17 protein-coding genes and 2 pseudogenes are annotated in these 24,530 nt (G+C 70.2%); 12 read left to right on the top strand and 7 right to left on the bottom strand.

What is annotated here, in order from left to right; translation table 11 throughout:
• Positions 1-47: 47 nt before the first annotated feature.
• From ACFY0P_RS28975 to ACFY0P_RS28985, 3 genes are all read right to left on the bottom strand, one after another.
• Positions 48-1,313 carry an SGNH/GDSL hydrolase family protein gene (locus tag ACFY0P_RS28975; RefSeq protein ID WP_388919240.1) on the bottom strand — a complete coding sequence of 422 codons (1,266 nt, stop codon included), beginning with the start codon at positions 1,311-1,313 and terminating at the stop codon, positions 48-50.
• A 71-nt stretch (positions 1,314-1,384) separates the two neighbouring features.
• Entirely contained in the window at positions 1,385-4,012 is a 2,628-nt protein-coding gene (locus ACFY0P_RS28980) for a hypothetical protein (protein ID WP_388919243.1), read from the bottom strand.
• A gap of 223 nt (positions 4,013-4,235) precedes the next feature.
• Positions 4,236-7,841, bottom strand: coding sequence for a S8 family serine peptidase (locus ACFY0P_RS28985; protein ID WP_388919997.1), 3,606 nt, complete (start codon positions 7,839-7,841; stop codon positions 4,236-4,238).
• A gap of 401 nt (positions 7,842-8,242) precedes the next feature.
• Between ACFY0P_RS28985 and ACFY0P_RS28990 the strand changes: the two genes are divergently transcribed.
• Positions 8,243-9,211, top strand: a complete 969-nt coding sequence (locus ACFY0P_RS28990; protein ID WP_388919246.1) for a helix-turn-helix domain-containing protein — start codon at positions 8,243-8,245, stop codon at positions 9,209-9,211.
• A gap of 84 nt (positions 9,212-9,295) precedes the next feature.
• On the opposite strand, the gene ACFY0P_RS28995 is transcribed toward ACFY0P_RS28990, so the two are convergent.
• The 3 genes and pseudogenes from ACFY0P_RS28995 to ACFY0P_RS29005 all read right to left on the bottom strand — a co-directional run bounded on the left by ACFY0P_RS28995 (position 9,296) and on the right by ACFY0P_RS29005 (position 12,278).
• Positions 9,296-11,035, bottom strand: a complete 1,740-nt coding sequence (locus tag ACFY0P_RS28995) for a SpoIIE family protein phosphatase (protein ID WP_388919249.1) — start codon at positions 11,033-11,035, stop codon at positions 9,296-9,298.
• Between the two features lie 216 nt (positions 11,036-11,251).
• A pseudogene (locus tag ACFY0P_RS29000) lies at positions 11,252-11,536 on the bottom strand (helix-turn-helix domain-containing protein); the annotation flags it as partial.
• Positions 11,484-12,278, bottom strand: a complete 795-nt coding sequence (locus tag ACFY0P_RS29005) for a GntR family transcriptional regulator (protein ID WP_388919254.1) — start codon at positions 12,276-12,278, stop codon at positions 11,484-11,486. The gene ACFY0P_RS29005 and the pseudogene ACFY0P_RS29000, both read right to left, overlap by 53 nt.
• A gap of 148 nt (positions 12,279-12,426) precedes the next feature.
• On the opposite strand from ACFY0P_RS29005, the pseudogene ACFY0P_RS29010 reads away from it, so the two are divergent.
• From ACFY0P_RS29010 to ACFY0P_RS29035, 6 genes and pseudogenes are all read left to right on the top strand, one after another.
• A pseudogene (locus ACFY0P_RS29010) lies at positions 12,427-12,611 on the top strand (class II D-tagatose-bisphosphate aldolase non-catalytic subunit); the annotation flags it as partial.
• Between the two features lie 105 nt (positions 12,612-12,716).
• Positions 12,717-12,815: a hypothetical protein gene (locus tag ACFY0P_RS29015; protein ID WP_388920000.1), complete on the top strand. Its 99-nt coding sequence runs from the start codon at positions 12,717-12,719 to the stop codon at positions 12,813-12,815.
• Complete coding sequence (locus ACFY0P_RS29020) at positions 12,812-13,984, top strand: SIS domain-containing protein (RefSeq protein ID WP_388919258.1); 1,173 nt, start codon at positions 12,812-12,814, stop codon at positions 13,982-13,984. The genes ACFY0P_RS29015 and ACFY0P_RS29020 overlap by 4 nt, the downstream gene beginning before the upstream one ends.
• Positions 13,985-14,018: 34 nt before the next feature.
• A complete protein-coding gene (locus ACFY0P_RS29025; RefSeq protein WP_388919261.1) occupies positions 14,019-15,023 on the top strand; it encodes an N-acetylglucosamine kinase in 1,005 nt (334 codons plus the stop codon).
• A gap of 283 nt (positions 15,024-15,306) precedes the next feature.
• Positions 15,307-15,519 (top strand): hypothetical protein, encoded by a 213-nt coding sequence (locus tag ACFY0P_RS29030; protein ID WP_388919264.1) that lies wholly within the window; start codon positions 15,307-15,309, stop codon positions 15,517-15,519.
• Between the two features lie 60 nt (positions 15,520-15,579).
• Complete coding sequence (locus tag ACFY0P_RS29035) at positions 15,580-16,428, top strand: ketose-bisphosphate aldolase (protein WP_388919267.1); 849 nt, start codon at positions 15,580-15,582, stop codon at positions 16,426-16,428.
• A gap of 404 nt (positions 16,429-16,832) precedes the next feature.
• Here the strand turns inward: ACFY0P_RS29035 and ACFY0P_RS29040 are convergent, their stop codons facing one another.
• Complete coding sequence (locus tag ACFY0P_RS29040; protein WP_388919270.1) at positions 16,833-18,068, bottom strand: Gfo/Idh/MocA family protein; 1,236 nt, start codon at positions 18,066-18,068, stop codon at positions 16,833-16,835.
• A gap of 158 nt (positions 18,069-18,226) precedes the next feature.
• On the opposite strand from ACFY0P_RS29040, the gene ACFY0P_RS29045 reads away from it, so the two are divergent.
• The 5 genes from ACFY0P_RS29045 to ACFY0P_RS29065 all read left to right on the top strand — a co-directional run bounded on the left by ACFY0P_RS29045 (position 18,227) and on the right by ACFY0P_RS29065 (position 24,524).
• Positions 18,227-19,423 carry an RNA-guided endonuclease InsQ/TnpB family protein gene (locus ACFY0P_RS29045; protein WP_388919273.1) on the top strand — a complete coding sequence of 399 codons (1,197 nt, stop codon included), beginning with the start codon at positions 18,227-18,229 and terminating at the stop codon, positions 19,421-19,423.
• A gap of 563 nt (positions 19,424-19,986) precedes the next feature.
• The gene (locus ACFY0P_RS29050) at positions 19,987-20,802 is read left to right on the top strand and encodes an endo alpha-1,4 polygalactosaminidase (RefSeq protein ID WP_388919276.1); all 816 of its coding nucleotides are present in this window, start codon (positions 19,987-19,989) and stop codon (positions 20,800-20,802) included.
• 559 nt (positions 20,803-21,361) lie between these two features.
• Positions 21,362-22,687 (top strand): ABC transporter substrate-binding protein, encoded by a 1,326-nt coding sequence (locus tag ACFY0P_RS29055; RefSeq protein WP_388919279.1) that lies wholly within the window; start codon positions 21,362-21,364, stop codon positions 22,685-22,687.
• A gap of 11 nt (positions 22,688-22,698) precedes the next feature.
• Positions 22,699-23,637: a carbohydrate ABC transporter permease gene (locus ACFY0P_RS29060; RefSeq protein ID WP_388919282.1), complete on the top strand. Its 939-nt coding sequence runs from the start codon at positions 22,699-22,701 to the stop codon at positions 23,635-23,637.
• Entirely contained in the window at positions 23,634-24,524 is an 891-nt protein-coding gene (locus ACFY0P_RS29065; RefSeq protein WP_388919285.1) for a carbohydrate ABC transporter permease, read from the top strand. The genes ACFY0P_RS29060 and ACFY0P_RS29065 overlap by 4 nt, the downstream gene beginning before the upstream one ends.
• The last annotated feature ends 6 nt before the right edge of the window (positions 24,525-24,530 follow it).

Genomic DNA, 24,530 nt, shown 5'->3' on the forward strand with positions numbered 1-24,530 from the left:
CCGTGCTCGGCGATGTCCGGAACCGATCACCGCCGCAAAGGCATCTCTCACGTCAGCTGGGAGAGGTCGACCGCGTTCGCCAGTGCCTGCATGCCGGCCTCGTTGGGGTGAATGTGGTCGCCGGAGTCGTAGGCCGGGTCGAGGGCGGTGGGGTCGGCCGGGTCGGCGACGGCCTTGTCGAAGTCGACCACGCCGTCGAAGGCCCCGCTGGTGCGGATCCACCGGTTGGCCGCCTGGCGGATCGCCTCCGCGGAGTCGGAGTAGTAGCCGTTGCCCTTGTCGGGCAGCATGGTGCCGCCGATGATCCGGACCCCAGCGGCGTGCGCCTGCCGGATCAGGTCACGGTAGCCGTCGATCAGGTCCTGCGTGGTCAGTGGGGCGCCGCCGGGACCGCTGTTGTTCCCGATGTCGTTGATTCCCTGCAGGAGGATCACGTCCCGTACTCCCGGCTGGCCGAGCGCGTCATGGGCGAAGCGCTTCTTCGCACTGACGCCCTGCCAGATGTTGGGGACGTCCGTCAGGACGCGGTTGCCGCCTATGCCGGCGTCGACGACGGCCATCGGGCGGGTATCGGCCAAGCGCCGGGCCAGGTCGTCGGGCCAGCGGTGGTAGGCCCCCGCAGGGGTGTTGTAGCCGTCGGTTATCGAGTCGCCGAAGGCCACCACGGTTCCGCGGGCACGCGTCGGGACGACGTCGATCCCGGACAGGTAGTACCAGGAGGTCCTCGCCGCGACGAAGGACGCGTCGGACGCCTCGGCGGTGTGGTCGCCCGGCCCCGACAGGTAGCTGGTGTCGAAGGCGTCGGAGTGCCAGGTGGCGGAACTGGTCGCATGGGGCAGGTAGATGCTGACCAGGACGCTCTGGTCGGCCTTGACGTGCATCGACACCGGGTCGCTGACCGCTTCCCCGCCGGTGGGGACGGTCACGGACCTCCGGTGGTCGAAGGTGACCGGGAGCAGCGACCCTGCGACGGCGGTCGCCCGGCCGGCCTGCGCGCCGACGGTGACGTGTGCCACCGTCAGCGGGATGGTGCCGCGCAGGTTGGACAGGTGGATGCGCAGTGCGCCGCCGTCGACGGTGGAGTGGGCGACCATCCGGATGGTCTGGTCGTTGAAGTTCGGACCGCCGGCCGTCATGCTCGGCGACCAGGCCGCAACCCGGCCCTGCGGTACCTGGGCGTGCGACGCGGTGGAGCCGGCTGCCGGGGAGGCCGCCGTTCGGCCTGCGGCGAAGTGCGCGCCGGTGAGCAGCGCGACGACCGTGGCAGGTGCCGTCAGCACGGCGAGCAGCTTACGTCTGGGTGCGGAAAGCATGGGGAGTTTCCTTTCTCCCGGCGCACGGCCGGCCCCGATGGCGATGGGTTGCCTGTGATCGCGGTCCGCGGTCAGTTCAGGGTGAAGCCGTCCACCAGGAGGTAGTCGCCGCCGGCCTTGGTGAGAGTCAGGGTGTGGGTGCCGACGGGCAGGTTCGAGACCGTGTACACGCTCTGCTGGGCGTGCCGTTGCGGGGTGTTGGCGCTGACGGTCTTCTGGGCGGCGCCGTCGAGCGAGACGGCGATGTCGCCTTCGTCGGAGTTCGTCTCGGTGAGGAAGCTGATCCCGGTGCCGGTGAAGGTGATCGTCGCGGCGGCGCCGTCGTGCTGGGCGTAGTGGACGCCGTCGTCGAGGTCGCCGTAGCCGCGGGAACCGCTGGAGGACCAGCTGCCGGTGTAGGAGATCCGCAGGTCGTCGTCGTCGACGGTCCGGCCGGGGAGGGTGCCGGGGCCCGCGGCCTTGATGATGTCCTGGGCCGCCGGCGGCCAGTTCCCGTCGGTCACCACGGTGGCCTGCTGGAACGTGATGTCGGTGCCGTTGTTGTTGTAGGAGGCGGTGTCGCTGTAGTTGTCGTGGATCGTGTCGTCGTGGATGCTCGGCGTCCACAGGTTCGTCCAGAGCGACCCGTTGGCGAAGCGCACGACGTTGTCGTGGGTGTTCCACAGCGAGCTGCCCTCGTCGTGGTAGATCATGTTGCAGCCGTCGATGCACTCCGAGAGCACGTTGCCGGCCAGTTCCGAGGGTGCGGACTGGCCGCCGAGGGTGTAGATCGGACCGCCGTCGAAGAGCGCGCCCATGACGCTGTGCACGTGGTTGCCGAGGATCTTGTTGCCGCCGGCGTACGTGGTGCCGTGCAGGCAGGGGTCGGGCAGACCTTGCTTGGCCTGCAGTGTGCAGTTCGACGCCCATCCCCAGCCCCAGCCGACGGACATGCCGGAGTACGGGGTGTAGCCGATGTCGTTGTGGGAGACGGTCGTCGCCCTGGTGTGGCCGACCCAGACGCCGACCGCGTCCTGGTACTCCTGGCCGGGGAACTGCACGGTGTTGCCGGAGACGGTGTTGCCGCTCGTCATGAGGGCGGGGTCGGTCTGGTAGTAGTCGTCCACCTCGCCGACCGAGATGCCGGTGCCGGAGGTGTCGGTGACGGCGCTGTCCTCGACCGTGGAGTTCTGTGTCTGGTCGGCGAGGTCGATGCCGCTGGTGCCGGTGTGCTGGACCACGTCGCCGGAGAAGGAGATCCGCGTGCCCCGGTGCACCTGGACCGCCGCGGGGATGCGGATGGGTGTGCGTGTGGCGGGGTCCCAGATCACTCCGGCCTGGTTGTCCACGTACCCCTCGGCGGACGGGGCGTTCCATGTGGTGTAGGCGAAGGTCAGTCCGGAGAAGACGAGGTCGTGTACGGGGGCCACGACGTCGGGGAGCACGGTGAACCCGTCGACGAGCAGGTAGGTGCCGCCGGTCTTGACCAGACGCAGGGTGTGCTTGCCCTTGGGCAGTCCGCTGACGGAGACCATGGCCTGCTGGGCGAGGCGCTCCGGGCCGTTTCCGGAGACCGTCGAGACCTTCTTGCCGTCGATGTACACGTCCGCGGTGCCCTCGTCGGAGTTGGTCTCGGACAGCACCTGGATCCCGGTGCCGGTGAAGGTGTACGAGACCGCGTCACCGTCGTTGGAGGTGTAGTGCACGTCCGCGTTCAGGTCGCCGAGGTGCCGGCCGTCGGAGTGTCCCCAGCTGCCGGTGTAGTCCGCCCGCCAGTCGGTGTCGTTGACGGGGGCCAGGTGTCCCGGGGTGCCCGAGACGTCGACGAGTTCGGGCGCCACCGGCAGTTCGACGTCCGCCGTGGCCAGGTTCTCGCCCGCGCGCGGCACGTAGTAGAGGTACCCGGCGGCCTCGTCGAGATAGAACTGGCCCGGGGTGCCGAGGACTTGGTAGGCGTTCTCCAGCCAGCTGACGCCGTCCATCGTCGGCAGTCCGGCGCCGTTGAAGGGGAAGCTCGGGTTGGGCACCGCGTTGTGGTTGTTGTTCCAGCAGCCGGGATCGACGGTGAGGTCCGAACCGCCCGACGCGGAACGGGTGATGGACGCCAGCGGGCAGCGCATCTGCTTCCAGCCGCTGTTGTGGACGACCTCGACCTGGGCGGGGTTCGTCCACGTGGTGTACGAGGCGTCGGCGGTGGTGAAGCCGGTGGCGGTGACCGAGAACCCCGCCGGGTTGCGCGGCCCGCGGGCCCGGTCGGCGCGTGTTCCGTTGACGAACAGCTCCCGGCCGGCGGTGCCTGCGGGCACCCGGGCCCGGTAGATGTTCTTCGCGGCGTCGACCCGCGTGAAGCCGGTGATCCGGGTCGCGCCGCTGAGCACCGGCGTCTGCCCCTCGGCCGCCCGGTACACCACCGGGTGGCCGGGCCGCCCGGAGTCCTGGACGCCGAGCCGGAAGGGAGCGGTGAGCCGGTAGGTCCCGCCCTCCAGTTCGACCACGACGTCGCCGGCGGCGTGCGGGACGAGAGATCTCGCGCGGTCGCGAGCGGTTTCGAGACCGCATGGATTTCGGTCACTGCACGCCGAACCATGCCCGTCGGGCGCGACATGCAAGGTGTCCGCCGCGTGCGCGGACGCGTCGGCGGCGACGGCTTCGGACGGGCCGGCGGTGAAACCGAGACAAGCCACGGCGGCAGCAAGGCACGCGGCGACAACGGTACGCATGGTCGATCTCCCACAGGACGAGGGATGGCCCAGACATCCGATGAATGTACGGAACGGTGGGCCCAAGTCCTAGATCTGGGACGGAAATTATCTGCCGCCATCCGATCTCTCTGGAAAGGAGTGCGGCAATTCGTCACCGACAGGGTCGTCCGAACGGTCCGTCCGGGGGCGCGTGGCCCCCGGACGGACCGTTCTTACCTGGCGTGCGATCCGTGGCGGTGCGTCAGCGCAGGCCGAACGCCCGGATCACCGTCTGGTGCACCGCGTTGCCCGCCGAGTCCCGGGCGCTCGCCCTGAGTGAGACGTAGGACGCCTTCTTCGGCGCGTCCAGGCGGAACCGCCCGGCATGGTCACTGGTGACCCGGTGCCACGTCGTGCCGTCGTCGTAGGACACCTCCAGGGTGACCGCGCCGAGCCGGCCGGCGCCGACGGCGCCCGGTAGCTGAGCGGCGGTGGCGGACAGGGAGTCGTGCCGTCCGGCCCGCCCGGCCGAGTCGGTGCCGACCTCGTAGTCGATCTGCACCAGCGGCAGCACCGCGGCGGAGCCGTCCGCCGGCGCCTTCGAGGTGAAGTCCCACTCGGTGCGCGTACGGGAGGAGTACGGGGTGAACGCCACGTCGCGCTTGCTGGTGACGACCAGCCGGTACGGGAGTCTTCCGGCGCCGGGTGCGTCGCCCGAGACGTTCGTGAAGGTTCCCGTGCCCAGCTGCGTGGTGCCCTGGTAGAGGGTCTGGCGCTGCTCCGCTCCGCCGTCGATCTGATTCATGCCGACGTGGGTGCGGCTGCCAAAGGCCGGGGTGTCGAGGTACAGGTGGTCACCCGTGCGCTTGGGCAGACTGTAGGTGTCGTTCAGGTAGGGCCGTTCGACCGGCTTGAACCACTCCTCCGACTGTGTGCTGGCCGCCCGGTAGGAGGTCTTGGCCCCGGCTTCGAACACCATGCCGTCCGCGTAGGCGCTCTGGCTCCAGGTGTTGTAGCCGCCGGTGGAGACCCAGTCGGTGCGCTTGCCCCGGACCGGTTCCGGCATCATCGAGCCGATCGCCCAGTTGTTGTAGGAGGGCCAGTCGAACCGGAACTCGCCGCCGGTGCTGCCCGGGGCGGGGCTGTCGAAGGTCTCGTCGATCCTGGCGAGGTTCTTGGCGCTGCCCCGCACCACCAGGTGGGCGGGGATCTCGTTGTGCCAGGTCCGGTCGAGGTCGTAGACGTACGGGCTCACGGGCGCGGATCCGACCGTGACCGTGGCGCCCCGGTTCCGGGCCTGCTGTACGAGCTTCTCGCCCTCGTCGGTGCTGAGCAGGCCCACGTCGAGCCGGACGGGCGTCGAGCTGAACGGTGCGTTGTAGGAGCGGAAGCCGCGGCCGTCCACGTTGTTGACGACCAGCATGAGCTTGGCGCCCGCGGCTATCGCGGCGGCCGCCTGGTTCCTGTCGGATACGTCGTCGTTACGGCGTACCACCACGGCCTTGCCGCGCACGTCGAGGTGGGCGTAGTCGGTGGTCGCGCCCTCCCCGGCGAAGACCAGCGGGAGCTTGACGGTGCCCTTGGGCAGGGGGGTGACGCCGTTCTGGCGCAGCACGTCGGTGAAGTCGGTCGTCCTGGTGGAGACGGACAGCGCGGGCTGCTCCTTGCGCCAGCGGGCCGCCAGGTAGAAGTCGCCGTGGGTGACCTTGTGGGTGGTCGGCTGGGCCCAGAGGCTGTCGTAGTTGGTCTGGGTCTCCATGTAGTCGCGCCAGGCCTGGCCACCCATCAGGCGGGTGTAGTCCAGCCGCTGGTAGGTCGTCTCGGTCCGCTGCGGGGTCGTCATGTCGACGCGGTCGATCTTGGACGCGTCGAGCGTGACGGTGGTGTCGCGGTCCATGCGGACGTCGGGGTCGCCGAGCAGCGCCATGCCCCAGGAGTGGGGTCCGTGGACGCCCTGCACGGTCTTGAAGGACAGCACCGAGTACACGTCGTTCGGCAGGTACATCTGGCCCGTGCCGGAGCCGTCGATCTCGACGAACATCGGGGAGTCGTCACCGGACCTGAGGAGTTCGACCACGCCTGACATCGGCCGCCCCTGGGCGTCCTTGAACCGCATGGTCAGCTTGTGCTCGACGTCCCCGAGGGAGACGGCGGTGTGCGCCGCGACCTCGCCGGCCACGGTCTTCGCGACGACCTGGCCGGTGTGCCGGCCGCCCGTGGTGACGCCCGATCCGTCGATGGTCACGGTGACACCGGCGGTGCCGTGTGCCGGCACGGTCACCTGGGAGGCGGAGAGCCGGAACACCCCGCCGGGGGCGTGTGCCGCCTCGACGCTCAGCGCGAGGGTGACGGGCTTGTCCGTGGTGTTGGTGTACGTCACCGGGCGCTGCACGCCGCCGGCGGGACTCTGCGGAACCTGCGCGGCGTACGCCGTCGCGGTGGCGAAGACTCCGGCGTGCGAGGCCGCGGCGACGTCGAGACGGCCGCTGCCCGCCTGGAAGGCGTCGTACTGCGGGGTCTGCCGGGAGCTGCTGGCCAGCAGGTCCTTCAGCTGGCTTCCGGTGAGGTCCGGGTGGGCGGCGGCCATCAGCGCGGCGGCGCCCGCCACGTGGGGCGTGGCCATGGAGGTGCCGCTCATGGTCTGGTAGGCGCCCTCGCCGTTGCCGTCGAACTGGGAGTTGGCCGCGAGGATGTCGACGCCGGGGGCGGTGATCTCCGGCTTCAGCGCGCCGTCCACGCGGGGGCCCTGGCTGGAGAACTCGGCCACGGAGTCGCCGGAGTCGACGGCCCCCACCGTCAGCGCGTCGCTCGCCGCGCCCGGTGCGCCGATGGTGTCGGGCGCCCCGGAGTTGCCTGCGGCGACGACGAACAGCGCGCCGGTCTCGGCGCTGAGCGTGTCGACGGCCTGGCTGAGCGGGTCGGTCCCGTCGGACGGCTGATCGTCGCCGAGGCTCATGTTGATGATCTTGGCGTGCTGGTCGACGGCGGCCCATTCCATGCCGGCCAGGACCCAGGAGGTCTGACCGGACCCGGTGTCGTCCAGCACCTTGCCGATATCGAGGCGGGCGCCGGGGGCGACACCCTTCTCCTTGCCGTCGGAGGCCGCGCCGGTACCGGCGATGATGGACGCGACGTGCGTGCCGTGACCGAAGTGGTCGTCCGTGTTCTCGTCCGGTACGAAGCTCTGACGGTCCGCCACGCGGTCCGCGAGGTCGGGGTGTCCCGCGTCGACTCCGGTGTCCAGGACGGCCACGTCGACGCCCTGTCCGGTGTTGCCGTTCGCCCAGACCTGGGGGGCGCCGATCTGCGCCGTGCTGTCGGCGAGGTCGGCGTGGACGAGGCCGTCCAGCCAGATGTGTGCGATCCCGTCGGCGAAAGCCGGTGCGGCGGACTGGTTGCGGAGTCCGTCGGCCGACGGCGTCGCGGTCACGGACTTCCAGAAGTCCGCGGCGTGCGCGCGGTCCGCGGTGACGGCGGCGCCGTCGATGCCGGCGAGGGTACGGACCCGGGTCGCCCCGTCGGGGAGGGCGGCGGCCTTGCCGCGGGCGTCGGCGGCGTGCGTGTAGGAGACGATGAGCGGCAGCCGATCGCGGTGCGCGTCGTCGTACCTGTCGGCGATCATGGCCGTGATGTTGAACAGCTGCCGGTCCAGGATGCCCTTGGCGACGAACGGCAGCGCCGACTCGGGGAACACGTAGAGGTCGTCGCCCGACGTCAGGATGTGGGTCTGCACCGGGCGCCCGTCGGCGCCGCGGACGCTGACGACACCTCCGGTCCCGTTGCCTGTGCTCGGGCTCTGCCGGGTGGTGACCACGTCTCCGGTGATCAACGTCACGGAGTGGTCGCCCGCGGGCACCCGGTCGGACATGGACGCGGTGGACGGGGAGGCGGTGGGCAGGTGGTCGGCGGCGGGACGGGCCGCCGAGGACGCGAAGGCCGTCGCGTCGCAGGGGCCGGACAGCGCCAACGCCAGGGCGCCGGCGGCAACCGGCACACTCCAGCGTCTGCGGTGGTGCGCTTTCACAGGGTCTCTCCCGGCTCGCGGTCGGGCAGAGCACGTTCGTCCTCTGCCCTCCAAGTGGCGCCGCCTGACCGGTCGTAGGCACCGAGGGTGCTCGAAACCCGTCCACAGGTGGCGTGAACGTTCAGAGTGAAAGCTTGTGAACGGCGAATGTCTAGATCAAACTCGTGTCGTACATCGCCAGATGGCGATTCGCGCCACGGCCGTCCCGACAGCTCGACGGACGGCGATCGCTGGGAGGGCAACCGGTGCTGAGCACCCTGGGGATCAGCGAGTTCGACGAACAGGTCTACCGCACCTACCTCACCACCTCGGACCGGACGGCGGCCGAGATCGCCGAGACCCTGGGCACCACGCCCAGCCGGATCAGACGCGCCGTCTCCCGGTTGGTGGAACTGGGCATGCTGAGAAAGGAAGGACCCGGCCAGTACCGGCCGGTCAGCCCGCACACCGCGCTCAGGGCACTGCTCGCCAGACGCCGGGCCGAGACCGAGGCGGCGTTCACCGCCGTGTGGGGCACCGTCGACGATCTGGCGGACGACTACCGCGCCCATCGGCTGCAGGAGGACCCGACCGGACTGGTGGAGGTGATCACCGGCGAGGCGGAGATCACGCTGCGCGTCGCCGAACTGATGCAGTCGGTCCGCACCCATTTCTGGGTGCTCGACCGACCTCCCTATCTCGGCCCCTACAGCACCGAGTTGGAAGAGGCCCTGACGATGGACCTGCTGGGCCGCGGCGTCGACATACGGTCGGTCTACACCCAGGAGGCGCTGGCACTGCCGGGCCGGTTCGAACTGATCACCCACCTCGCCCAGATCGGCGAGCAGGCCCGCATCCTGCCGACCCTGCCCTTCCGGCTACGCATCATGGACCGGCGCGTCGCGCTGGTCGCCCTGGTCCCGGGCCGCTACGACAGGATCGCCGTCGTCCACCAGTCGGGCCTGCTCGATGCGCTCCTCGAATTGTTCGACTCCTACTGGCAACGTGCGCAATCCCTCGTCGCGACCGCTCCGGCGACGCCCGACGGGCCGAGCCCACAGGACCTCCTGCTGCTGAAGATGATGCAGGCGGGTTACAAGGACCACGCGATCGCACGGCAGTTGGGGACGAGCGCGCGCACGGTGACCCGCCGGATCGGGGCGATCGCGTCCGGCCTCGGCCTCGAAACCCGCTTCCAGGTGGGAGTCGAGGCGGCCAAGAGAGGCTGGATCTAGGACCCCGGCATCGGTGACCTCCCGGGCCCCGCGCAGGGGGCACGGACGGGGCGCCGCCTGCCGGGCGGTTCGATGCCGGTGCTCTCAGGACGGAGGTGGGTTGATCTCCTGCTCGGCCCAGACCGTCTTGCCCGCGGACGAGTTGCGGGTGCCCCGCCGGCTGGCGAGCTGTGCGACGAGGAAGAGACCGCGCCCGCCCTCGTCCGTCGGACGGGCATGACGGAGACGAGGGACGGAGTCGCTGGTGTCCGTCACCTCGATCACCAGCACCTGGTGCCGGATGAGGCGAAGGGTGAGGGGACCGGCGCCGTGGCGTACGGCGTTGGTGACCAGCTCGCTGACGATGAGTTCGGTGGTGGCGACCAGCCCCTCCAGTCCCCATCCGGTCAACTGGGCGGTGGCCAGGGCCCGGGCGTGCGCGACCACGACGGGGTCGCTCGGCAGGTCCCAGGTGGCGAACTGGGACGGCGGGAGCGAACGGGGCCGTGCCAGGAGCAGCGTGGCGTCGTCGTCCAGGGCCCGGCACGGCAGGGTGTCGAACGCTGCGGTGCAGAGTTCGTCCAGAGGGCGGTCCGGCCGGGCGAGGACGGTTCCGAGCCGTCGTATCCCCGCGTCGATGTCCTGATCCCGGGTCTCCACCAGACCGTCGGTGTAGAAGGCGATCACGCAGCCCTCGGGCAGGTCCATCTCAACGGACTCGAAGGAGGCCGGTCCGACACCGAGCGGCAGACCGGCGGGCAGGTCGGGGACGGACACGCCGCCCTGCGGCGAGATGATCACGGGCGGCGGGTGACCCGCACGGGCCATCGTGCAGCGGCGGGTGGCCGGGTCGTACACGGCGTACAGGCAGGTGGCCCCGGACTCCGCGGCGGCGCGTTCGGGGATGTCGCTGTCCTCCACGCCGAGGCGGGAGATGGTGTCGTCGAGGTGGGACAGAAGCTCGTCCGGGCACAGGTCCAGGTTGGCGAGGGTATGGACCGCGGCCCGGAGCCGGCCCATGGTCGCCGCCGCGTTGATGCCGTGGCCGACCACGTCGCCCACGACCAGGGCCACCCGGGCGCCGGACAGCGGGATGACGTCGAACCAGTCGCCGCCAACGCCGTGTTCCGTGTCGGCGGGAACGTAGCGGGACGCCACCTCGACGGCTGCCCCGCCGACCAGCCTGCCCGACAGCAGGTTGCGCTGCAGGGCGAGGGCGGCGGTGCGTTCGCGTACGTACCGGCGGGCGTTGTCGAGGGACAGGGCGGCACGCGCGACGAGTTCCTCTGCCAGCCGCAGGTCGTCCGTCTCGAAGGGCACGGAGTCGCCCATGCGCACGAACACCGCGACGCCCAGCACCGCGCCGCGCGCGTGGATCGGCACGATCATCAGCGAGTGCATGCCGTACCTGCGTACCTTCTCCAAACGTTCCTGGTCCTCGTCCAGCCAGGCGTCCCGTGCGGTGCTCAGCACCGGTTCGAGATGTGATGCGCCCGAGACCAGGACCTCCGCGAAGGGGGAAGGAGCCGGCACGGACACGGTTTCCCCGCGCGACCAGAGCGACTCCGGTGCGCCGTCGTGGACCGAGGCGACCCCCGCCCGGCGGAACGCGGGCACGCGGCCGTTCGCCGCGCCGAGCCGGGCCAGGGAGTCCCCGCCCTCCGCGACGGCCTCCGCCAGGTCCACGGTGACGTAGTCGGCGATGCGGGCCACGGCGAGGTCGGCGAGTTCCTGACCGGTCCTCATCACCTCCAACGTGGACAGCGCCTCGCGCAGGGCCGCGGCCCGGCACGCCACGTCCGCGCACGAGCCCTGCTCCCCCACGGTGTCCGTAGTGCTGATCATGCGCAGCGGACTACGCCTGGTGGACTCCTCTGGGCTTGAGCTCGGCAGGACCCTGACCGTGATCCGTGAAGTGTGCGCACTCGGACGCGTCGCATCGGACCGCCCGCACACCGCCGAAGGCGACCCTCCCGCCGGGCGTGCGCTCGTCCGAGGACCACAGGCCATCGACCCGTTCCGGTAACTGATGGCCGGTGCTGCCACCAGTTGGTCGAGTGCGATGCGGGGTGCCTGGGCCAGCGGGGTCAGCAGGTCCAGGGACGGGCGTCGCTTGCCCGCTTCCGGCCGGGACAGGGTGCTGACGGAGATCGCGGTCCTGACCGAGAGCGCCTCCAGGGTGAGTCCCCGGTCCCTGCGCAGGCCGCGCAGGCGGGGCCCGATGCCCTCAATCCCGCCAGCGCCGTGGACGACGTCCAGCCGAGGTTCGGCCCTTCGATCAGGACGCCGACACTCACCCCGTGATGGAGGCCCGGAAGTGGTACCGGTCGCCGCGGTAGGCGGCAGCGGTGAGTTCGAGGGGCTGTCCGTTCTGGTTGAAGGCGAGCTGGGTGGCGACGAGCACCGGAGTCGCGTCGGTGATTTCCAGCAGTCGCCGTTCCTCCGCCGTCGGGTGGCGGGCCTCCACGGAGTAGTCGGCGACCTTGGGCAGTTGGGGCGGGTCGGCGCGGCGGAGTGTGGCGAAGAGCGTGTGCGTGGTGAAGTCCGTCTCTGCGAGCTCCGGGCACAGCGCGAGCGGCAGCCGGTTGTGCTCCAGCACCACGACGATGTCGTCCAGGTAGCGCAGTCGGCGCATCTCGAAGAGCGCGGCTCCCGGGCCGACCCTCAGCTGTTCGGACTCCTGAACCGTGGCAGGGCGGACCCTGGTCTCCAGGACCGAGTCACGGAGCCGCAGTCCCTGCTGTTCGGCGTAGTCGGCGAAGCCCTGTACCGACTGGGCTGCCGCCCGACCCGGTGACGGCGGAGGCGATGCGGGGGCGAGGCGTTCGTAGCCCTCGGCGAGGAACCAGCCACGGGCCGGCGCGGACTCGATGACTTGGCGCTCCGCGAGTTCGTTCAGGGCGGAGCGAAGGGTGACGCGCGAGACGCCGTACCGGGTGGCCAGTGCCCGCTCCGAAGGCAGTCGGTCTCCCGGGCGCGCACCTTTCTCGGCGATGTCGTCCAGGAGGCGTCCGGCGACCTGGGAGTACAGCGGCAGGGCGTCTCCGCTCAACAGCCCTTGAGGAAGACCACGGTCCGATGAAGACATACCAGATGTATACCAGTTTCGGGCAGACCAGTTCAATACCAATAACAGACCATTGACGGCCATGGATGAGACCAGTACCGTTCCAGTCACGTTTCCGAAGGCGCGCCGGCAGATGCGGCTGACGCCCTCGGTGAACCCTGGAGCGATCATGTGGAACCCCTTGGATGAAGTGGTCCGCCGCCAGAAGGCAGGCGAACCGCACGGGATCACCTCCGTCTGCTCGGCCCGTCCGCTGGTCATCGAGGCAGCGGTCCGCCAGGCCCTCGAATCGGGAGGCACCGTCCTCGCCCAGGCGACCTCCAACCAGGTGGACCAGTACGGCGGCTACACCGGCATGCGGCCCGAAGACTGCCGCGAACTCGTGCACGGCATCGCCACCGAGCACGAGCTGCCGGCGCCCACCTGCCCCACCAGTACCAGCGCGTCAGGACCGGGGCCCTGTCCGCGACACCGCGGGACCTCGTCGTCGACCACGTCCGTGACGTCCTGCACGACTACGGCCGTGCATGCCGAACCCATGACAAGGAGTACGCGTGAAGACCACCACCCAGGACCTGGTACCTCAGGACTGCGGGGCCGCCCACACCACCGCCGAGATCATCCAGCAGCCCGACGTGTGGCGTGAGGTCGGGGCGATCCTCGCCGGCGAACGCGCGTCCCTGGACGCCTTCCTGTCACCCCTGCTCGCCGACGAGGACCTGCGGATCGTCCTCACGGGAGCCGGTACCTCGGCCTTCGCCGGAGAAGTCGTCCGGGCCGCGGTCGCTCGCGCCACCGGCCGCCGCAGCGACGCCGTTTCCACCACCGACATCGTCGCCGACCCCTACGCGTCCTTCCCCGACGACGTCCCCACGCTGCTCGTCTCGTTCGCCCGGTCCGGGGACAGCCCCGAGAGTGTCGCGGCGACCCGGCTGGCGGACCAGGTCCTGGCACACGTGCACCACCTTGTCATCACCTGCAACAGCGCCGGGCAGCTGGCACGCCTGCACGGCGAGAGCGCCTCCTCACACGTCCTGCTCATGCCCGCCGCGTCGAACGACCAGGGCTTCGCCATGACGTCGAGCTTCACCAGCATGCTCCTGGCGTCCCTGCTCGCCCTGGGCGCGCTCACCACGGACGCCATCGAGGCCCCCGCAGCGGCGGCCGAGCACATCACGACGGGCGGACTCGGCAGGCAGATCGAGGAGTTGCTGGCCCGCGAACCCGAACGGCTGGTGTACCTCGGCAGCAGCAGCGCACTCAAGGGGCTGGCCCAGGAGTCCGCCCTGAAGCTGCTGGAGCTGACCGGAGGCGCGCTCGTGGCGTCCGCGGAGTCCTCACTCGGCTTCCGCCACGGCCCCAAGTCCGTCCTGAACGACCGCACAGCCGTCGTCGTCTACGTGTCGAACGACCCCTACACGCGCCGCTACGACCTCGACATCCTCGCCGAACTGCGCGCGGGGCTGCCGCAGGGCAGCGTCGTCGCCGTCTCCGCGTCACGGGACGGACTGACCGGCGACGACACCTGGCTGCTCCCCGGGCTCGCCGGCGTCGACGACACCGTCCTCGCCCTTCCCGCGGTGCTGTGTGCCCAGCTGGTCGCGCTGCGCGCGTCCCTGCACCGGGGCATCCGGCCCGACAACCCGTTCCCCTCCGGAGAGGTGAACCGCGTGGTGCAGGGCGTGACCGTGCATCCGCTCCCCCAGCGACGCGACGACGTCGTCTAACAGCGTTCAGCCGGAGCCGAGCGGAGGAACAACGATGTTTCTGGGTGTGGACGGCGGAGGCACCAAGACAGCCTTCTGCCTCATCGACCGTGCGGGCGCGATCAGGGCCCGGGCCGTCGCGGAGGGTGCCTACTACTTCGCGGACAACGGGACGGGGGGCGTGAAGCACGTCGCGCAGGTTCTGCGCGAGGGAATCCGGGCCGTGACGGAGGGCGCGGGCATCACGCCCGCGGACATCGCCTACGTGTTCCTGGGCCTGCCCGGGTACGGGGAGGTCCCCGGCGACGTCGCCGCGCTGGACGCCGTCCCCGGCGAGGTGCTGGGACACCGGCGCTACGCGTGCGACAACGACATGATCTGCGGCTGGGCCGGTTCGCTCGGCGCGGTGGACGGCATCAACGTCATCAGCGGCACCGGATCGATGACCTACGGCGAGCGGCAGGGCCTCGGTGTGCGCACCGGAGGCTGGAGCGAACTGTTCAGCGACGAGGGATCGGCGTACTGGATCGCCGCCCGCGCGCTGAACGTGTTCTCCCGGATGAGTGACGGCCGGCTGCCCGAGGGCCCGCTCGCGGAACTCCTGCGCCGCCGTCTCGATCTGACCACCGACCTCGAGGTCATCGACGTCGTACTCAACCGGTGGCAGGGACGCCGCAGCGAGATCGCCTCGCTGAGCCCCCTCGTGGTCGAGGCGGCCGGGCTGGGCGACACGCAGGCCGCTGCCGTCCTCACCGAGGCCGGACGGGAACTGGCCCTGCTGGTGGACAGTGCGCGACGCCGGCTGGGCTTCGCCGAGGCCGATCCCGTCCCGGTGTCCTACTCGGGCGGCGTCTTCCGCTCGGCCGCCGTGCTCGACGCGTTCACCACCGAACTCCGCGGCAGCACCGCCGGCTACGAACTGCGCCGGCCCCTGTTCGAGCCCGTGGTCGGCGCGGCCCTCTACGCCGCGAAACTCGCCGGAACCCCTCTCGACACCGCGGCACTCGCCGCCCTGCGCTCCTCCTCGGAGTTCACCACCACGGAGAACCACCATGCGTGACCAACAAAACCGGATCCTGTACGCGGGTCTACCCGTGTTGTTCTCGCCGACGTCAACGACGCGACCACGTTCGGGTGGATGACGACCACCGGTCCGCTGCCCGTCCCCGTTGCCGTCGTCATGATGGGGGGCTGCCCGACGCACCGTGGCAGGCGCCGGCACTGACCGCCGGCACCCAGGTCCTCAACGCCGTGGGCGCGTTGTTCCTCGTCATGGCGCTCAGCCGCGGCAAGGCGGGCGCCGTCGCGCCGGCACCAACGCCCTGGTACCCGTCCTCACCATCGTGCTGTCCCTGGTCGTCTACCAGACGCTGCCGACGATCCGGGGGACCATCGGCGTCGTCCTCACCCTCGGCGGATCCACTCTGATGGTGTACGCCGACGAGAAGCGCGAAGAGACCCCCGAGCCCCGGGTTCCCTCGGCGCCGCTTACAGGCCCGTGGGCCCCGCTCTCCGGTGGTCCGGATCACACCAGGCCCGCACGGGTGCCGGCCTGATCCGAACCACCGCACCCGGACATCGCAGGTTCAGACAGCCCCCGCGCGAGGAGCACACACATGTCTCTGGTCCCCACCGGCGAGTTGGTCGCCCACGCCGCGACCGAACGCCGCAGCGTCACCGCTTTCAACGTCATCACCCTGGAGCATGCCGAGGGCATCATCACAGGCGCCGAGGCAGCCGAACGGCCCGTGATCCTGCAGATCAGCGAGAACGCCGTGCGGTACCACAGGGGCCAGCTCCTCCCGCTCGCTCTGGCCGCGGCCTCGATGGCCCGGTCCAGCACGGTCGAGGTCGCGCTGCACCTCGACCACGTGACCGACGTGGAGCTGCTGCACCAGGCGGCCGACTGCGGTTTCTCCTCCGTGATGTTCGACGCCGGGGCACTGCCCTACGCCGAGAACGTCTCCGCCACCGCCGCGGCGGCACGATGGGCTCACGACGCGGGGCTCTGGCTGGAAGCCGAACTGGGATATGTGGGAGGCAAACCGGACTCCCCCGCGAGCGCGCACACCGCCGGCGTGCGCACCGACCCGGCGGAAGCCGTCGACTATGTGGCGCGTACCGGCGTGGACGCCCTCGCGGTCGCGGTGGGCAGCAGCCACGCCATGACCGAACGGTCGGCGACGCTGGACCACGCACTCATCGAACGGCTCCGGGAAGCGGTTCCGGTGCCCCTGGTGCTGCACGGCTCCTCCGGAGTTCCCGACGGCGAACTCCGTTCCGCCGTGCGAGCCGGCATCGTGAAGATCAACATCGGGACGGCGCTCAACATATCCCTGACCCGGGTCGTGCGCGACACGCTGGACTCGCTGCCTGCGCTGACCGACCCGCGCAAGTACCTGGGCCCCGCACGCGACGCCGTTGCGAGCACCGTACACAGCATGCTCACCGTGCTGGCTGACTGACCGTCACCGGTCATTGGCCCACACCTTCCAGGGGGTCCCCCAGGCTGTCGCCGGAGGCAACGGTGCGGGAAGTTCTCGGTCTGGACCGACCCGCAGAGGTGCTGTATCTCGTCCTGGTCGACAATCCGCCGATGTCGTGATCGTGGCCGAGGACGGATACAAGCCGGCCGTCGCGACGGTCAAGATCAAGAAGGGAGCGACGGTCACCGGCAACTTCACACTGAAGCGCAGACGGCCTCAATGACGCCGACGGCGTGCCGAACCGCACCACGGTGCCGCTGTCGGCATGACCTGGGCGTGGAAGAGTGGGCCGGCCCTGCGGGCCGGCCCACCGGTGCCCGAGGTGAACTCGGCTGTCCCGGACGGCGTTTCGCGGCACGGTACCGGAGGCCGCGCGAAAGGGCTCAGTCGATCCGGGAGGCCGGGCCGCGCGAACCGGGCTGGTGGCGCGCGAAGTAGTCGGCGAGGTGCGGGGCGAGGGCGGGGACCTCGACCGGCGTGCCCCCCGAGCGCAGCGACGTGGTGGCCGCGATGCCGGTCGCGACGGCTTCGCGGGCGGCGACGGGCGACGTCTCGGTCACACCGCCGTGGGCGACGAAACGCAGGAACTCGTCGACGAGTGACTGGTCCGCGCCTCCGTGCGCGCCGCCCGCCGCCTCGGTGGGGGGCAGGGTCCGATCGGCCTCCGGCCGGTAGCCCGAACGGCGCCGGTTCCACACCTTGATCAACGGAGCGTCGCCCTCGACGCCGTCCCCGAGGTTCTCGATACGGCCCTCGTCGCCGATGACGGTGTAGTTGCGCCAGTAGTCGGGCGTGAAGTGGCATTGCTGGTAGCTGGTGAGCACTCCGTTGTCGAGGCGGGTCAGCACCATGCTGATGTCCTCCACGTCGATGACGGGGTTGAGATCGCGCAGCGCCGACGGCGGCCAGACTCCCTCGTCGAACCAGTCCTGCACCCGCTCCGAGCCTTGGGGCCGGGTGCGGCGGTGCGGGCCGGCTCCGTAGACGGACAGATCGCCCAGCGCGGTCACCGTGCGGGCGTAGCCGCCCGCGAGCCAGTGGATCACGTCCAGGTCGTGCGCGCCCTTCTGCAACAACAGGCCCGTGGTCCGGGCCCGTTCGGCATGCCAGTCCTTGAAGTAGTAGTCGCCGCCGTGGCCGACGAAATGCCGGCACCACACCGCCCGCACGGTTCCGATCGCCCCTTCGTCGACGAGCCCGCGCATGGTGCGCAGGACCGGCAGATGGCGGAGGTTGTGCCCGACGTACAGCCGGGTGCCGGTGCGGGCCGCGGCAGCCAGGACCCGGTCGCAGTCGTCGAGGTCGACGGCCAGCGGCTTCTCGACGAACACGGCGACACCGGCTTCGAGGAAGTACAGGGCCGGAGCGGTGTGGAGGTCGTCCGGGGTGAGGACGAAGACGGCGTCCAGGTCGTCCGTGAGCATGTCCTCGTAACGGTCGTGGACCTGGACGTCTGCCCCGAAGAGCGTCCGGGCGTCGGTTCGGCCGCGCTCGGACGGATCCGCGCAGGAGACCACGCGGGCCGAGCGGGGGCGCTGGGCCAGGACGGCCAGCCGGGCTCGCTGGCCCACGCCTACGACACCGACACGCAGTTCCGGCACGGCCGGCTGGTTGGTCATCGGGGCTCTCCCTCGTGGATACCCCGTCCCTCAGGACGGGGAGTAAACAAGGCTCCTGCGGGCCAGGACAGGGCAGGTCGGTTCGCCCCCAGGGCGGACTGGCGTCCAACCCCAGCTACACGCGCTACGTCACAAACTGATCGGGTGGTTTGTGAACCGTGAAGACCACCCATCTGAAGCGAGCGTTCAAGTACCGCTTCCGTCCAACCGATGCGCAGGCAGCAGAGCTGTCCCGCACGTTTGGATGCGTGCGGAAGGTCTACAACCTCGCCCTTGCGGCACGCACGGAAGCGTGGGCGCGGCAGAAACGGGTGAACTACAACCAGACGTCGGCGATGCTGACGAACTGGAAGAAGACCGAGGAACTCGCGTACCTCAACGACGTCTCCTCCGTCCCGCTCCAACAGGCACTGCGGCACCTCCAGGCGGCGTTCACGAACTTCTTCGGCAAGCGCGCCGAATACCCGCGCTTCAAGTCGCTGAAGAAGTCGCGGAAGTCGGCGGAGTACACCGCCGGCGCGTTCCGGTTCCGCGACGGGAACCTCACCCTGGCAAAGACGGCGGAGCCGCTCGACATCGTGTGGTCCCGTCCGCTGCCCGAGGGAGCGTCGCCGTCCACGGTGACCGTGTCCCAGGACGCGGCCGGACGCTGGTACGTGTCCCTGCTGTGCGAGGACCCGTCCGTCCAGCCTCTCCCCGCCACTGACGCGGCCGTCGGCATCGACGTTGGGCTCGCCCACCTCCTGACCCTCTCGACCGGCGAGAAGGTCTCCAACCCCCGGCACGAACGGCGTGACCGCATCCGTCTCGCCAAGGCCCAGCGGCAACTTGCCCGCAAGGCCAGGGGTGACGGAGCGAACCGGGCCAAGGCCCGCCTGAAGGTCGCCAAGGTCTACGCCCGCATCACCGACCGCAGGCATGACCACCTGCACAAGCTCACCACTCGTCTCGTTCGTGAAAATCAAACGATCGTGATCGAGGACCTGTCCGTCCGCAACATGGTGAAGATCGGCAGCATGGCCCGCGCCATCAGTGATGCGGCCTGGTCGGAATTTCGGAGCATGCTGGAATACAAGGCCCAGTGGTATGCCCGCGAAGTGATCGCGATCGACCGCTGGTTCCCCTCCTCCAAGCTGTGCTCCGCCTGCGGCACCTTGCAGGACGAGATGCCGCTGAACGTCCGAGAGTGGACGTGCGACTGCGGAACGACCCACGACCGGGACGTGAACGCGGCGAAGAACGTCCTGGCCGTCGGGCTGACGGCGTCTGTCTGTGGAGCTGGTGCAAGACCTCAACGGAGCACTCCGGGCGGGCAGTCGGCGATGAAGCAGAAACCCCTACAGCGCGAGCCGTAGGACTCCCCCTCCTCAAGGAGAGGGAGGAAGTCAAGGAGCATCCCTTCGTGGTGGTGGACGGGGAGACGCGCCCGACGCCTGAACGTCACGGGTCTGTCGGAGGGTCGGCCGCGGTGCGCGGGGGTGGACGGACTCGCGGTGTCCCGGGGCGCCGTCCTGGGCACGGCCGACGCGGGAGCGTGGCAGAGACGCGTCACGCATCGCCCCTGGCCGGCAGCGCGGCCCCGGTTCGACCGTCACGCCGACGACCTTAGATGCTCGAAGGTGCTCAATCAACGCTTGCATAAAGCAGTTTCAAGCATTCACTTCGACACTCGGACGCCGCCGCCAACTGTCACACCGCGTCACGCGAGCATCCAACTCGCCCCGCGAACACGGGACTTCGCCGCCGTTGACATCCTCGAACGCGATCGCTTTACTCTCGGACTACACCGGAGCCACGCTCCGCGTTCAGAGGCACGCCCAGCCGGTATGCAGGCCCCGCGCCGAAAGCCCGGCCCAAGTCGCCAGGACACCCCAGTCGTCCGAGGCGGGGACGTGCCCGCTTCCTCTGGAGCTCACGCATGAGCCACCTGAACACCACCCCTCGCAAACTCACCGGCGCCGTCATCGGCGCGGCCGCGCTGACCGGCGCCCTGTTCGTCGCGGCGCCCTCCACACAGGCGGCGACCGTGTCCCTGCCGCCCACGCACGCGGGCTTCGACTACCAGATCGGAGGCGCCTACACGCCGCCCGCCGGCGTCAAGGTCGTCACCCGTGACCACACCGCCTCCCCGGCCGCCGGCCTGTACAACATCTGCTACGTCAACGCCTTCCAGGCGCAGCCGGGCGCGGAGGGCGAGTGGGCGTCGGACCTGCTGCTGCGCGACTCGGCCGGCAAGGTCGTCTACGACGAGGACTGGGGCGAGGCCCTCCTCGACGTCAGCACGGACGCCAAGCGCCGGCGGATCGCCGACCAGATCGGATCCCAGATCGACGGCTGCCGGGACAAGGGCTTCCAAGCCGTCGAGCCCGACAACTACGACAGCTACAGCCGCTCCGGAAACCGTCTGACGGCGAACAACGCGCAGGCGTTCATCAAGCTGCTCTCCGCCCGCGCCCACGCCGACGGTCTGGCCATCGCCCAGAAGAACACCCCCGAGCTGGCCGGCAACCGCACCGCCAACGGCCTCGACTTCGCGGTGGCCGAGGAGTGCGGCCACTACGACGAGTGCGGCGACTACACCAGCGCCTTCGGCAACAACGTGATCGTGATCGAGTACACCAACTCCGGCAGGTCGAAGGCGTGCCAGGGGTGGGGCGGCACGCTGAGCATCGTCCAGCGCGACGTGGCGGTCTCGCCGGCCGGCAGCAGCGGGTACGTCCGCAAGACCTGCTAGGCGCATCCCGCACTGATCACGGCCTCAGGCGCGCCCTGGAACGCGTGTCGGCCTGTGACGGCTCGCCGAACCGCCGCAGGCCGACCTCGCCTGATGCGCAATCATGCAGGTTTCCCCGGTGTTTCACGCACATCCAATCATTGCTTCTCTCTTGACAGCTGCCCGGCACCATCGTTTAACTCCTGGTCAACGCCGTAGTCGAAGCACTCGGCGGCAGAGGTACGCCCAGCCGGTAGCTGACCACGCGCCAGGAGTCCGGACTGAGTCGCCAGGACCACGTCGGTGTCCGAGGCGGGGACGTACCCACCATGTTCTGGGGCTTGGACATGATCCGTATCCATGCGACTCCTCGCGGACGGCGAGGCAGCGCCCGCACCCGGCCGCCCGTCCCGCTCCGCGCCCGGCCCTGAGCACCGCCCGACGGCGTTCCGGCCGCCCGGGACCGGCCCCGCACCCGGACCCGCCGGGACCACCCGCCGTCGCCGCGGCCGGAACTCCGTACACCGAACGCGTCCCTGACGCACTGCGCATGTCCCACAGCTCCGCACGGGAGGTACCCATGTTCGCGCTCCCCCGCAGCGCACAGCCCGAACGCCGCACAATGCTGCGCGCCGGTGCGGCTCTGGCCACCACGGCGGCCGTGGGCCTCGGGGCCTCCGGCTGCGCGGCGGGCGACGACGGCGTGAGCGCCGACGGCACCGTGACGATCGAGATGTGGCACGGGCAGACCGACACGGGCAAGAAGGCGATGGAATCCCTGGTCGCCTCGTTCATGCGGAGCCACCCCCGTATCCGGGTGGAGCTGGGCGGCGGAGTGCTCGCCGACGCGATGCTCCAGAAGGTGACGGCCGCCCTCGCCGCGGGCTCCTACCCGGACATCGCCTACATCTTCGGTTCCGACCTGGCGAGCGTCGCCCGCAGCCCGCAGGTCGTCGACCTCACCGACCTGGTCGGACATGCCGGCACGCCCTGGACGAACTACTGGGCGCCCGCCCGCCAGGCCGTGACCGTCAACGGCCAGGTACGCGCCGCGCCCGCGCTGCTGGACTCGCTCGCGGTGGTCTGCAACCGGAAGCTCTTCCGGCAGGCCGGCCTGCCGCTGCCCGAAGCGGACTGGCGCTGGGACGACTTCGTCGCCACCGCCAAGGCGCTCACGGACGTCGGCCGCGGCCGTTTCGGCACCGGCTGGCCCGGCGTCGGTGACGAGGACACCGTCTGGCGTCTTTGGCCCATGATCTGGGATCTCGGCGGGGACGTCGTCGCCGACGACGGCAAGCACATCGGGTTCGCCGACGCCGGGACCCGCGCCCTGGAGGTGGTGGCCGCCCTCGCCCGGGACAAGAGCGTCTACGTCGACCCGAAGCCGGGCAGCGAGCAGATGTACCAGGTCTTCCTGTCCAACCGGATGGGCATGGCCGTCACCGGTCCCTGGCAGCTCCCCGACATCCGGCAGGCGAGGATCGACTACCACGTCGTCCCGCTGCCCACCTTCTCCGGACGGCCGGTGACCATCAGCGGACCCGACACGTGGACGGTGTTCGACAACGGCGCTGCCCGCGAGAAGGCCGCCAAGACCTTCGTGAGCTGGCTGATGCAGCCCGCGCAGGACGTGCGCTGGGACATCGACGCGGGCAGCCTCCCGCTCAGCCGCCGCACCCGCGACCTGCCCGCCTGGCAGCACCAGGAGAACACCACCGAGGGCCTGGAGGTGTTCACCAAGGCACTGGACTCGGCCCGCGTACGCCCCGTGCACGCCGCCTACCCGCAGATCTCGCAGGCCCTCGGACAGGCCGTCGTCGCGGTGCTGCTGGGCCGGAGCAGTCCCGCCCAGGCAGTGCGCTCCTGCGCCGCCGACGCCAACGCCGCACTGCTCATACCCCGCTGAGGAGATCCGCCGTGTCCCGAGTGCCCACCCCGATCACTCTGTCCCCGCCCCCGGACAACCGGCGCGCCCTGCGCCGCAGACGGGCCGCCGAGTCCACGATGGCCTGGACGTTCGTATCGCCCGCGGTCCTGATCATCCTCGGTCTCAGCGTGGTGCCCATCATCTGGTCGCTGCTGCTGTCCTTCCGGGCCGACGACCTCGTCACACCGAGCCGCTGGGTGGGCCTGGACAACTACCGCGCCCTGGCCCAGGATCCCCACTTCAGCCAGGCGGTGCACAACACTCTGCTCTACACCGCGCTGTACGTGCCGGCGAGCATGGTGGTGGGGCTGCTGCTCGCCCTCGCCCTGAACCGGCGCATACGCTTCGTCGGGCTCTACCGCACCCTGTTCTTCGTGCCGTTCGTGGTCTCCTCCGCCGCGCAGGGCGTGCTGTTCTCGTTCATCCTGGATCCGCAGTTCGGCGCGGCCAACGCGGTACTGCACTACCTCGGCATCCCGGCGCAGGGCTTCCTCAACGATCCGTCCCAGGCGCTGCTCGTGCTGGTCGCGGTCAGTCTGTGGAGCGGTACCGGCTTCTGCATGGTCATCTACCTCGCGGCGCTGCAGGACGTGCCGGCCTCGCTGACCGAGGCGGCCCGGCTCGACGGCGCCGGCCGCTTCCAGATCCTGCGGCACGTCACCCTGCCCACGCTCAGGCCCGTCTCGGTGTTCCTGCTGCTGTGGCAGACCATCGAGGCCCTCCAGACGTTCGACCTCGTGTACGTCACCACCAAGGGCGGACCCCTCGGATCCACCACGGTGATCGTCTACTTCATCTGGGAGCAGGCGTTCAAGAATGCCACCGCAGGGTACGGCGCCGCCTCGGCCTACGTACTGGCGGCGGCCCTGGGTCTGATCGGCCTGATCTTCCAGATCGCCCGCCGCCGACTCCAGGGAGCCGCCGCATGACCGCCGTCTCCGCCCCGCCCGAGGCCGCGCAGGCCGCCCCGACCGCCCGGCATGAGACCGGCCGGCGACGCCGGCGGCTGCCGTTCAGCCCCTGGCACCTGCTGCTCGCGCCGATGGCGCTGCTGTTCGCGGTTCCGCTGATCTGGCTGGCGGTCAGCTCGGTGATGAGCAACGCCGAGATCAACCGCTTCCCGCCGGCGCTGTGGCCCTCCCGTCTGGACCTGGGCGGCTACCGCTATGTGCTCGGCAACGCGATGTTCCCGCGCTGGTTCGCCAACTCGTTCCTCGTCAGCCTCGTCACGGTCACCGCGAACCTCGTACTCGGCACCCTGGGCGGCTACGCGTTCGCCCGGATGCGGTTCGCCGGCTCCCGGCTGCTGCTGGGACTGATGCTGGCCACGATGGCGATCCCGTTCCAGCTGACGATGATTCCCACGTTCCTGGTCATGAAGCAGCTCGGCCTCATCGACACGCTCGGCGCGCTGATCGTGCCGTCCCTCGTCACGCCGTTCTCGGTGTTCCTGCTGCGGCAGTTCTTCCTGTCGCTGCCCCGCGAGCTGGAGGAGGCCGCCTGGATCGACGGCTGCTCACGGCTTCACGTGCTGTGGCGCATCGTGCTCCCGCTGTCCCGGCCGGCCCTCAGCACGGTGGCCGTCCTGACGTTTCTCAGCACCTGGAACGACCTGACCTGGCCGCTGATCGCCATCAACCACGACACCCGGTACACACTCCAGCTCGGCCTCACGACCTTCCAGGGACAGCACCACACGCAGTGGTCCGCCGTGATGGCCGGGAACGTCATCACCGTGCTGCCGGTCCTGCTCGCCTTCCTCGGTGCGCAGAAGGCGTTCATCCAGTCGATCACCTCCACCGGTCTCAAAGGCTGATCCCGC

Source organism: Streptomyces sp. NPDC001714, from assembly GCF_042892755.1.
GTDB lineage: Bacteria > Actinomycetota > Actinomycetes > Streptomycetales > Streptomycetaceae > Streptomyces.